This window comes from Curtobacterium sp. PhB130, from assembly GCF_003755165.1.
Lineage (GTDB): Bacteria > Actinomycetota > Actinomycetes > Actinomycetales > Microbacteriaceae > Curtobacterium.
The window spans coordinates 873314-884132 of sequence record NZ_RKII01000006.1 but is presented as its reverse complement, the minus strand read 5'-3'; the positions used below and the strand labels follow the sequence as shown (position 1 = coordinate 884132).

8 protein-coding genes are annotated in these 10819 nt (G+C 69.3%); all 8 read right to left on the bottom strand.

Annotation, left to right across the window (positions count from 1 at the left end):
• Nucleotides 1-763: 763 nt before the first annotated feature.
• A complete protein-coding gene (locus EDF24_RS04400) occupies nucleotides 764-2458 on the bottom strand; it encodes a TOMM precursor leader peptide-binding protein (protein WP_185021551.1) in 1695 nt (564 codons plus the stop codon).
• 11 nt (nucleotides 2459-2469) lie between these two features.
• Nucleotides 2470-4056: a hypothetical protein gene (locus tag EDF24_RS18825; protein WP_148070786.1), complete on the bottom strand. Its 1587-nt coding sequence runs from the start codon at nucleotides 4054-4056 to the stop codon at nucleotides 2470-2472.
• A 4-nt stretch (nucleotides 4057-4060) separates the two neighbouring features.
• Complete coding sequence (locus EDF24_RS04390; protein ID WP_123701223.1) at nucleotides 4061-5191, bottom strand: lantibiotic dehydratase C-terminal domain-containing protein; 1131 nt, start codon at nucleotides 5189-5191, stop codon at nucleotides 4061-4063.
• Between the two features lie 2 nt (nucleotides 5192-5193).
• Complete coding sequence (locus EDF24_RS04385; protein WP_185021550.1) at nucleotides 5194-7653, bottom strand: lantibiotic dehydratase; 2460 nt, start codon at nucleotides 7651-7653, stop codon at nucleotides 5194-5196.
• 51 nt (nucleotides 7654-7704) lie between these two features.
• The gene (locus tag EDF24_RS04380; RefSeq protein ID WP_207909547.1) at nucleotides 7705-8490 is read right to left on the bottom strand and encodes an ABC transporter permease; all 786 of its coding nucleotides are present in this window, start codon (nucleotides 8488-8490) and stop codon (nucleotides 7705-7707) included.
• Nucleotides 8491-8540: 50 nt separating this feature from the next.
• Complete coding sequence (locus tag EDF24_RS04375; protein WP_123701220.1) at nucleotides 8541-9446, bottom strand: ABC transporter ATP-binding protein; 906 nt, start codon at nucleotides 9444-9446, stop codon at nucleotides 8541-8543.
• An 83-nt stretch (nucleotides 9447-9529) separates the two neighbouring features.
• On the bottom strand, nucleotides 9530-9706 hold the full coding sequence (locus tag EDF24_RS19650; RefSeq protein ID WP_123701219.1) for a thiazolylpeptide-type bacteriocin: 177 nt from the start codon (nucleotides 9704-9706) through the stop codon (nucleotides 9530-9532).
• 176 nt (nucleotides 9707-9882) lie between these two features.
• Nucleotides 9883-10818, bottom strand: coding sequence for a Ppx/GppA phosphatase family protein (locus tag EDF24_RS04365; protein WP_123701218.1), 936 nt, complete (start codon nucleotides 10816-10818; stop codon nucleotides 9883-9885).
• Nucleotide 10819 lies beyond the last annotated feature (1 nt).

Sequence of the window (10819 nt, the reverse complement as noted above, 5' to 3'; positions counted from 1 at the left end):
TGCTCGTCTGTGACGGAACCGCTGGTGACGAGGTTCTCACTCGATCGGCCGCTCGACCGCTGGTCAAGCCACGTTCGCAGGTCGCTCGCCGTGCCCGCTGCCGCTGTGTCGACACACCGGTCGAGCAACGGCTCTGACGGTCCCTCGGGGAGGAAACGGAGTCGGTACGATGCGTGCGCATCGCTACCCGTGCGGCGTAGGAGCGCAGTGGGAATACCGGCGCGGCGCGCGCAGAGGGCGACCGTCGCTGCGAGGTGCCCTGATTCGAGGTCGGCGAGGGTCGCCCGGAGCCCTCCGTACGGGGTCGGGTAGCGAGCCGGGTCCACGTCGAACCCGAGGTGTGCCGATGCCCACGGATACTCGGGCGGAGACGGCTGGCCGGCGCCGAGCGGACCGAACCGGACCTGACGGGTGCCGATAGGGTCCTCCACCTCGAGGACCGCGTCCGCGGCGAAGATCCCTCGCGGTGCGGGGTAGGCGCGATGGGCGACGTACCGGTCGTCCGGCGCGACGCGCCGGGTCCTATGCGCCTCCCAGACGGCCGCCAGGACCGTTGTCCGCCAGTCGGCACCGGGCTCGTGCGACGACTCGGTACGGCGCTGGAGCCGTTCCACCGCACCCGCTAGCGTTCCGGCGCGTCCGTCCTCGGTCGACAAGCCGGCGACGTGTCGATCGTGCTCGAAGAGCGTCCGGACCGTCCCGACGTCCCGACCGGGGCCCGCGTCCCAGAGCGCCTGGCCGGCGCTCCCCCATCCCTGCCGGTTCACGGGAACGGGTGAGGGGGCGGAGTTTCCCCCCAAGTTCCGGCCGGGACCGCGCCGTGGATGATGGACGCTGCTCGCGCCAGCCGAGGCACGTTGTCGATACGACGGTTCAGGTGCCCGAAGGTCATAGGCATGGTCCCCGGGGCGATCACCTTCACCGCGAACACCCCCACGTCACGAAGGTGCGGGGTGCTCTGGTCGACCGCGAGGACGGTCACGCCGACGCGAGCTGCGACGTCGACGTGGTGCCGCAACTCGCCAGTGACGTCCTCGGGAGCGGGCCGCCCCCGCGCGAGGAACTCGTCGAGTGACAGCCGACCACTCGGATCATCGAGGAACCCCCAGAGTTCGCGTGCCTCCGGGAGTCCGTGCATGCCGGTGTGGTCCTCGAGGACGTGCACGAGCTCGTGGTCGTGGAGCATTGGGCGGTAATGGTCCACACGAACGGACTCGCGCATCGTGACCCATTTCGGGTACATGAGCGCGTTCGTCACGCACTCCTCGATCGCCGCAGCGATCGCTCGGTCGCCCGACGGATGCGCTCCCGCAGCCAGAGAGAACGCCGGAGCACGCCCGGCACGGACGAGCTCGTCCGGTGCCGTGACGATGGCGATGGCCACCGGGATCCCGAGGTCGCTCGTCGCGTCGAGGACCCGGAGCCGGAGCCCGTCGCGTTCGACACGGAGCAGGGTGTCCGCCAACGCGGACTCACCGCTGATGTCGATCTCCCGGAGGCGCAAGCGCCCGTACCAGGTCAGGAGGAAGGCGTCGCGTTCCACGATCTCGAAGTACCCGTGCAGGGCGGCCTCCTCGATCGAACCACCGACCGCACAGCCGTTCGACGATTCGTACAGCAGCGCATCGGTCCCAGCGTTCTCATGCCAGTAGACGAGCTGCGCCGGCACGAGGACCGGTTGGTCGTGCGAGAGCCACCAGCCCTCGACCCAGTCCATCTCCTCGGTCGGATCGAACCGCCGGAACGGGGAGTCCGCCCGCTCGTACGTCTCCGGCGTGTGATCCGCCAGCGACCTCGGGTCCAGCGCCTGGTCCCCGAGCGCTTCCCAGGACGCCCGCACGGTCCGAGCCGACGGCTGTCGATGCCCGCCGAGCACTCGCTCGACGCCTTCGAGCAGAGCGGGCACCTCACTCGCTGCGAAGCTGCCGGCCCGCCCGTACCCACCTTCGCGGTGGGCGAACCCGGGTGCGATGGCCTCGGCGGTCATGAGCGGGAACGGCGATTCCTCGTCTCGGTACAGGTGCGCGATCGGCCCGAACCGCCAGTCGACGAGTTCATCTCGTAGGCTCTGCCCGTCCAGCGCGCGCGTCCGGAGGCCACCGGCGAGGGGCGGCTGCGGCGAACGGAGGTCCCACCGCGCCGGTACCGATGCCCGGATGAGGGGGGCGCACCGCGAGCACTCGCTGTGCGGCGTGATGTTGTGCACCGATGACGAGCCGTCCGACGTGTCGAGGACCATGGCATGGCCGGACGGCAACGGCAGGCTCCTCAGTCGTGCGGTCAGCTGCTGGAGCAGGGCAGCGGACCGTGCCCCGGCTGCCGGCACAGCCTGCGGGCGCACGTCGAGAGCCCAGCGTTCGGCGCACTCGCCGCACCCTGCCTCGTGCGGTGCGGGGTCCGGGCCGATGATCAGCAGGTCAGCGAACCGTCGGACAGGTGGGCCGACGGGCTCGGCCACCGCTGCCCCGTTCACGAGACGGCCTCCGCAGTCACGGCCAAAGCGCCGTGCTCGTCCCAGCCGCCGGCGTGCAGACGCGAGAACTGCACGGCGCCCTCGAGCCCGGGCCACCCGAGCAGCTCACGGTTGCCCGACCAGAGGGCACCGAGCGGCGACGTCCGCGCGGTGTCACCGCACTGCGCCCGCCCAACGGCTCGGAGCAGCGCCCCCTCGGCAGCACGTTCCACGCGCAGTCCGTACGCGACGCCCTGAGCACCGTCGCCGAGGTCCGCGACCACGCGAGCGATCCCCGACCACCGCCCGGTGAGCCAGGTCGACTCGACCGAGACCTCGCGGCCCAGGATCAGGACCGCCGCCGATGCGAGCCAGCGGGCGGTGCTCGTGATCGCGGCACCACCGGACGTCGTGACGACACCCCGCCGGGCGCCCTCGTCCGCTTCGAGCAGAGCGACGAAGGCCGTCGCAGCAGCGTCGGTCGTCGTCGGCCCGACACCCAGGTGGCCGAGCGGAACACTGGGCAGCGTGAGGGAACGCCACGCGCTCCCGAGCTCCTCCGCGACGGCGTCGAGCCGCGCCTGAGCAGTCGACGTGCCGATGCCGATCACCCGTGCGTCCCCGGAGACGGCGAGACCCACGGGCTGCTGTGGCAGCGCGGCCGGAACCGCACCGGACACGACGCCGAACACCGGGTCCCACAGCGCTTCCATGGACGAGAGCGTGTCGGGCACGGACGTCTCCGGTCCGGGCGCGACCGCGAGTTCGGCGACACGGAGCGCCTCGGGTTCCACTCGGTTGGCGAACGCGGTGAACGGCCGAGGTTCGGCGACGAGCTCTGCCGTCGAGGTGACGTATGTGTTCCCCGTCGATGCGTCGGACGTGGTGTCCATGGCCCGCAGCGCGGCGAGCGCAGTCTGACCGGCGACCAACGCCGCCCAGTTCGGACCGATCGAGGACGGCGCGTCAGTCGCCCAGCGTCGGAAGTCTGCTCCTGCGGTGTCATCGACGGGCCCGTCGATCGGTCCGACGGCACAGGATCCCGCGCGTGCGCCGATCAGGACGAGCGTACGCCGGCCCTGATCGTCCGCCCCGCGGATCACGACCGGGGCGTGCCCGAGTCGGTCGTCGACGCCATCGAACTCGACGGCCGCGAAGCCGCAGAGAACGAGCTGTGCGGCGAGCGCGTCCGCGAGGTCGTCCGTCGCGCCGGTGATCGTGAGCGACGTCGACGCGGTTCGGCGTGCGGCGGCCAACGGTGCACGTGAGACGCGTCGGAGGAAGTCGATCGCCGGGTGCGCCGCAGCAGCGTCGTCCTCGGCCTCGTACCCCACCAGGAGCCCGTGGTCCCCGAGCTCGCTCATCAGCGAACGCACCGTCGACCGCGCGCTGGCGGGGAGCGTCGCCACGAAGTCCGCGGGGTCGACACCGCGCCGCAGGTGCGGTTCTACGGCATGCCACAGCGTCACACCGTGCACGCCGTTGATGACCACCGCCGATCCGCCGGCGCTGATCGCCACTCCGCGCCCCTCCATGTCACGGCTCGACACCGTGGCACGCAGCTGTACACCGGTCGCGGTCACCGATCCGAGTTGCCGGTTCATGTCGTCAGCCCTTCCACGGCAACGTCGGCGTAGCGTCCGCCAGGCCTTCTTGCCTGGCGATCGCCCGATCGATCGTCTCCTGCCACGTCTCACCGACCACGATCTGCGCCGCCTCCGTCAGGTAGAAGGCGAGCGTGTACCGCTGCGCCGGGGTCACGCCCATGAGCGGCAAGAGGTCGAAGAAGCAGTTGATCAGGTAGCGGTACGCGGCGAAGTCCGTGCCGTTGCCGAGCCTCGTGAAGTCGAGTCGTCGGAACTGCGCGTGAAAGTCGCTGTACCCGCGCTCGTCCGAACCGGACCAGCGGCGTCCCGTGTCGTCGTCGATCGACACCGCGCGTTCGTGCCGTTCAGGCAGCGGGTACGGGAGGACCTGCTCGCCGGCGGCCAGTCGATCCGCCTCCTCGCTCGCGGCTGCTCGCCACTCCGCCCAGAACACGCCGTCGTCGCCGGTCGGTGACACCCCGCTGTGGACATCCTGCAGACGTCGCACGAGGCCGTCCTGCTGTCGCTGGAACGACGCACGCAGGACCGACTCAGCGTGCCCGGACGGGTCCGACCAGTGGAGCTGCTCCTTCCAGTGCGACAGGAAAGCCTGGTATCCGGAGACGAGACCCCACTTCGGGTACGACGTCGCGATGATGCACATCGCCATGTACACCGAGTCGGCGTTCTGTGCGGCGGACCGCTTCGTCATCTGCACGAAGCGCGGGTCGCGCATCGCACGCGCAAGGACCCTCCCCTTCGCCTCGAACACCGCTTTGTCCCGGATGAAGGTGTCGAGCCGTCGGTCGACGACTTCGACCTGGTTGTCCGGTCGGAGCGGCGCGTGCGGCCCCGGAACGAGCTCGAGCCGGCCGAGTTCCCGGGAGCGTTCGACATACGCCGCCTCGTCGAAGTCCACACTGGACGGCGACTCAGCCAGCCACGCCGACACGCGCGCGACCAAGCGAGCCTGCGCGTCGTCCACCGCTGACTGGCTGCCGCTGACGTTGACGAGGATGTGCGGACCGAAGAGCCAGTGCACCTGCAACCAGACCTCGACGTCGCGGAGCTGCGGCAGGAAGGCGAGGATCCCATCGCTGATCAAGTGTGAGGGTTCGGCACGGTGGTCGACCCGGATGGTGGTGGTCGTCATGGTCAGTCCCCGGTGATCGTGGCTTCGAAGAAGGTCTCGGATGCAGCGGTGCCCGACGTCGGTTCGGGGAGGAGTTCCTCCGCCATCACCATCGGTCCGAGGTCCCCCAGGCGGCGGCGGATGGTCGAAGTGTGGAGCCTGCTGAGGAAGTCGTGGTGCTGCGGCTTGGGGCTCATAGCTCGTTCCATCGGTGTGGCGTGGCCACCACGCAACGCACGGAAGAACACCTGCGATGGCATCTGCGCGGCTCGCCGGTCGGCGTCGAGCCGTCGGAAGTGCTGCGCGGACGACTCGTCGGCCCGCTTGAGCAGCGTGCTCGGGTCGAGTGCCCACCGGCGGCGGAACAGGACCAAGCGCTCGTGCACGATCCGAGGAGCTCGAGCGGTCGGTCCACGGCGGTGCAGGTCCATGCTGACGTCCCCGAACCCGTAGAAGGGCGCCTCAGCGATCATCGCGAGCAGCATCTCGGTCGCCGGGAGCGCGTGCGGCACCAGGAACCCGGTGTAGACCATCTCGACCGCTCGTCCCGATGCACGTTCGACGACCGTGAGGCCCGTGGGCCCGTGCACGATGGCGAGGTCGTCGATCCGTCGGGTGTCGGTGCCGTGGGGGACGTCGTCGTCGAGGACGAGTTCGGCCTCCGTGAGCAACGGCGAGAGGTTGGCGTTGAACCCGAGGGTGGGGCGCAACTGCAGAGTGAGGGCTCCGTCCGTCTGGGAGCGGAGGTGGCTCCGGAGCGCCTCGGTGTGCTCGGGGTCGAGCTGGCGCAGGTACCGGCTGAAGTACCGCAGTCGTCCGCCGTAGAGGTGGTTGACGACGAAGCGGTCTCCGGCGACCTGGCCGAACACTGCCACGGTGCGGCGTCGGGCGATCTCGGCGTCCGGGAGGGTGCTCGCCAACGCATCGAGGACCGCCTGATCGATGGAAACTTCTGTCGCATCGACTCGCGACAGCTCGTTCAGGTGCCGGACGGCCATTGCTCTCGCGTCGAGCAGCCGACGGACAGCCGTCGAGGGCACGCCGTCAATGTCACCAGCCAGGAGCCGTTGCGCCAGCGGGAACGCCCCGGCGGTCTTCGTGGCGAAGCGCCTGATGTCGGTGCAGACACCGCCTTCGCCGTACTGGGCCACGAACGTGGCTTCGAGCGCCGTCGACAACAGGCGCTGATCGTCGACTGCTGTGAGCAACGGTGCGAGAGCGCCGATCGGGTCGCGCCATCTGTCTGGGGACGGGACGGACGCCGAAGTGGTGACGTAGGAGTCCTCGACGATCGGCGCCGTGACCGCAGCGCCGACCGCGGTGGACCAGGCGCGCTCCAGGGTCTCGAGACGCGCTGTTCTTTCCGCATCCCCGAGCTCTCCGAACCCCGCGGTCAGCTGGTGCGTCAACCGCAGGGCAACGACGAGGTCCTGGGCACCGGCGCCTGGCCATGCGCGGAGCGCATCGAGCAATGAGACCTCGAAGTTCGGATCCTGCTCCGAGACCGGAGCGACCGGGACGAGGAGCCCTCTGGAGGCGAATTCCGCGAGGCCTGAGTGCACGGTCTCGAATTGGTGCGTGGCGTCACTGCTGATCCGGGCCGCCAGGTCACGCAGAGACCCGGGCGGGGTCGCCAGGAGCACAGCGACGGTCGACCGCCATGCCTCCGGCACGGGCCACGAGACGTCGACCTCGCGGAACGCGTCGAGGCGAGCGCCCAGACCAGGCGTGACCCAGCTGCGACGGCGGAACGTCAGGGTGCCACCCACCAGTTCCGCACCGGGTGGTGCAGTCCAGACGACGTGGTCGACGTTGGCCGGGTCGGACGTCGCTCTACGCACCGCGTGCCGTGTCAGTAGCCTCTTCACCGCCACGGCACTACGGAGCCCATGAACGTCGTCGGAGGGCAGGTCTCCGAGTGCACGGACGTCGACCGCCGTGTAGCGCGAGAACGGACTCACGCGGAGCGTCGATCGCGAGAAGTACTGCACCAATGCGGGTTCGGACTTGCGCCCCCGCTTGTCCGGGCTGCCCCCACGAGCGCTGCCACGCAGGGCGTGCAGGAGCACGGTGCTGGTCATCGCGACGCTCTGCCGGACACGGTCGTCCCGGGCCCAGGCTGAGAGGACCGCGCGTTCGGACGCCAGGTCCCGCTCCTCGAGCTCGTCGACGGCGCACGCCGACTCGGCCATGCGCTGCGTGTTCCGCGACCATGCGGACGTCAGCGGAGCCGCGTCGAACAGCTCCGGCCCGATCGTCGGGAGCGTCGTCGCAGCTTTGTGGACCGCACGCTTCGCCGCGAGTGCCTGCCGTCTGCTCGCCCCGACGAGCAGCGGGATGAGCCGTTCTAGTTCGCTGATCGTCGCGTCGCGCAGTGCCTCGCGTTGAGCGGACCCTTCGTGGATCTCAGCCAGTCGACGGTCCAGTTCCGCGCCCCCCTCGTGCCGGAGTACTCGGTACCGATACGTGTTCTCGCGCACCATCCATCGCGGTGTGAGATCGACCCGCACCGTCTGTCCCTCCGTGAACATGGCTTACTCGGCTGACTTCCTGCGGGTGAAGCCCCGAGGCTCGCGTTCGGATGCCCACCGGAAGAAGGCGCCGGACAGGACGATGCCGATGACGGCCCAGCAAAGCAGGATCAGCACTTGTCGACCGTCCCAGACGAACGCTCCCTCGGAGAAGACCGCAGCGAAAAGCTGGAAGAGCGGTGCGCCGGGGAGGTAGGGGACGATGGCGTCGACGAAGGCACCGAGCGGCACCGTGATGAACGCGCCCGACAGGAACGCGAGCGGGAAGAAGATGCCGTTGACGATCGGGACTGCCGCGTCGGCGTTCGGCGGGAGCAGCGAGAGCGCCACGCCGATTGGCGACAGGGCGATGAAGCCAGTCACTGCAGTCACGACGAGCGGCACGATGCGGTTGGGGTCCATCGTGACCCGCAGGCCGAGGAACCCGATCGCGGACACCACCGCGAGCACGATGACCAGGGTGACGAAGATGTTCACGAGGAACGCACCCATGACGACCCACGGCGGTACCGGCGTCGTCCGGAACCGACGGAACAAGCCGTGTTCGCGGCGGATCGCCAGGCCGATCGCGACGTTCGCGAACGTCACCGACATCAACGCGAACGTGAGCACGCCTGCGTAACTGAGGTTTGCCTGTCGGATCTCCGCACCGTTCACGGAACGAATGCTGTCCGCAGCACTCAGGAATGCGACTCCGAACACGACGTAGAACATGACGGGCATGAGCACGATGAACGCGAGGGAAATGACCGACATCCAGAAGTCGACGAATTCTGATCGCGTGTGCAAGAGAAAACTCTTCGCGAACTTGTGTCGCTTTCCAGCGGCTGATGCGATCGTCACGCGGAGACCTCCGGTGCACCGACGAGCTTGACGTATGCATCGTCGAGGGTGGGTGCGGCGATCGTCAGGTCACCGAGGTTGTGCCCCGTCGAGGCTTCCCACGATCGCAGCTGTTCGAGGAGTTCACCGTGAGACGGCGTGACGTACCGGAGGCGCTCGCCGACTCGGATGGCTCCGGCTGGGAGCAGCTCGCGTTCGCCGACGGGGAGATCGAACTCGACCCGTCCGGGGGCCGCTGACAGCTTCACGATGTCTCGTGGGCTGCCGCTCGCGGCGAAGTGGCCGTCGCGGAGGATGTGCACGGCGTCGGCCAGCTGCTGGACCTCGTCGAGGTCGTGGGATGTGAGCACCACGGTCACCCCGGCCCGGTTCGAGTCGGCGATCAGCCCGCGGATCGAGTGTCGTGAGATCGGGTCCAGGCCGGTCGACGGTTCGTCGAGGAACAGGATCCGTGGGCGGCCGACGAACGCCAACGCAAGGTCGAGACGACGCCGCATACCGCCGGACAGGGACCGGACCGGCTTGCGCGCGAACTCGTCGAGGCCGAAGCGGCTCACTGATTCTGCGAGCGGCACGGGGTCCGAGTAGTAGCTGGCCTGCCGGAGGAGCAGGTCGCGCGGCGTCAGCGCGGGCTCGAGGAGCGTCTGCTGCATGACGACGCCGATGACCATCCTGAGCCGTCGGAAGTCCACGACGTGTCCGGGGTCGTACCCGAGGACCGACACCGATCCAGAGTCACGCCCCCGGTGCCCTTCGAGGATCTCGACGAGCGTGGTCTTGCCTGCGCCGTTCGGTCCGAGGAAGGCGGCGACGCTTCCATCTTCGACGACGACGTCGAGTGCCCTGAGCACCTCGACCCCGCGGTAGCTCTTGGTCAGCCCATCGGCTGTGATGGCGGCCATGGATCGGTCCCGTCTGGTTGCTGAATCGTCGGTGATCTGATCAATGCGGCGCTCTCACGCGAACGACAGCCCCGCACGCCGGATCAGCCGCAGGACCCCGACGAGCAGCACGAGCTGCTCCCACAGCAGGAAGTCGAGGTGCAGCTGCTGCTCCCACTCGTCGCCCCGGTCTCGGGCACGGCGACCGCTTCACGGACGGACAAGACCTCGAGACCACTGAAGTCGAGGTCTGGCAGATCAATGATTGAGTTTCGCTCCATGATGGAATCCCTTTAGCCGCGGAACCGGCCAATCCAGTTCCCCTGGCCGTTAACATATTGGCGTTCTCACTTCACGTCAAACGTAGACATAAGAACTTGCGAAGTGCACCGGTTCATTCGTGACGACGAGCCGGCTCAGGTGCGGTGCCAGCGTTGGAGTGCGACGTCAAGTCGCGTCAGACCAGCACCGACAGCTGGTCGAGCCGCTCCAGGATCACGCCCTCGCGCAGCGCCCACGGGCAGATCTCCAACGACGGCAGGTCGAAGATGTCCAGGCACGCCTCCGCGACGAGCGCTCCCGGCACGATCTGGTGGGCGCGGCTCTCGGAGACACCGGGGAGCGTCGCGAGCTCCTCGACCGACATCGCGAGCAGCGCCGGCAGCTGCTGTCGGAGGACGGCCCCGTCGAGCGACCGCGGCACGAGCGGCCCGGCACCCGACGGCGCGGCTCCGCATATCCGCGCGATCGACCGGAACGTCTTCGAGGTCGCCACGGCCCGGTCCGGCGCCCCGGAGCGCAGGAGCTTGCCCGCGTCGCGTGCGATCTCGACGCGGATCTCGTGGCGGATCCGGCGGACGTCGTCCGCGGTCGGGGTGCCGGACGCGAAGAACGACCGCGCGAGCCGGGCCGCCCCGATCGGCATCGACCACGCCACGTCGGGCGCCTCGTCCGCACCGCCGGCGATCTCGAGCGAGCCGCCGCCGATGTCGAACACCGCGAGCCGGCCGGCGGACCAGCCGAACCAGCGGCGCACGGCCAGGAACGTCAGCCGGGCCTCGTCCGAGCCGGAGAGCACGGCGAGCTCGACCCCGGTGCGGTCCTCGACGTGGGCGAGGACCGCTTCGGAGTTCACGGCGTCACGGACGGCCGACGTCGCGAACCCGAGCATGTCCTCGCAGCCGCGCTCCTCGGCGACGCGCACCGACTCCGACACGAAGTCGGTCAGCGCGTCGATGCCGAACTGCGTGACCGCCCCGCGCTCGTCGAGGTGCTCGGCGAGGCGGAGCGGCTGCTTGTACGACGACGCCGGCAGCGGCGCGGCGCCGCCGTGGGCGTCGACCACCAGGAGGTGGCCGGTGTTGGACCCGATGTCGAGGACTCCCACGCGCATG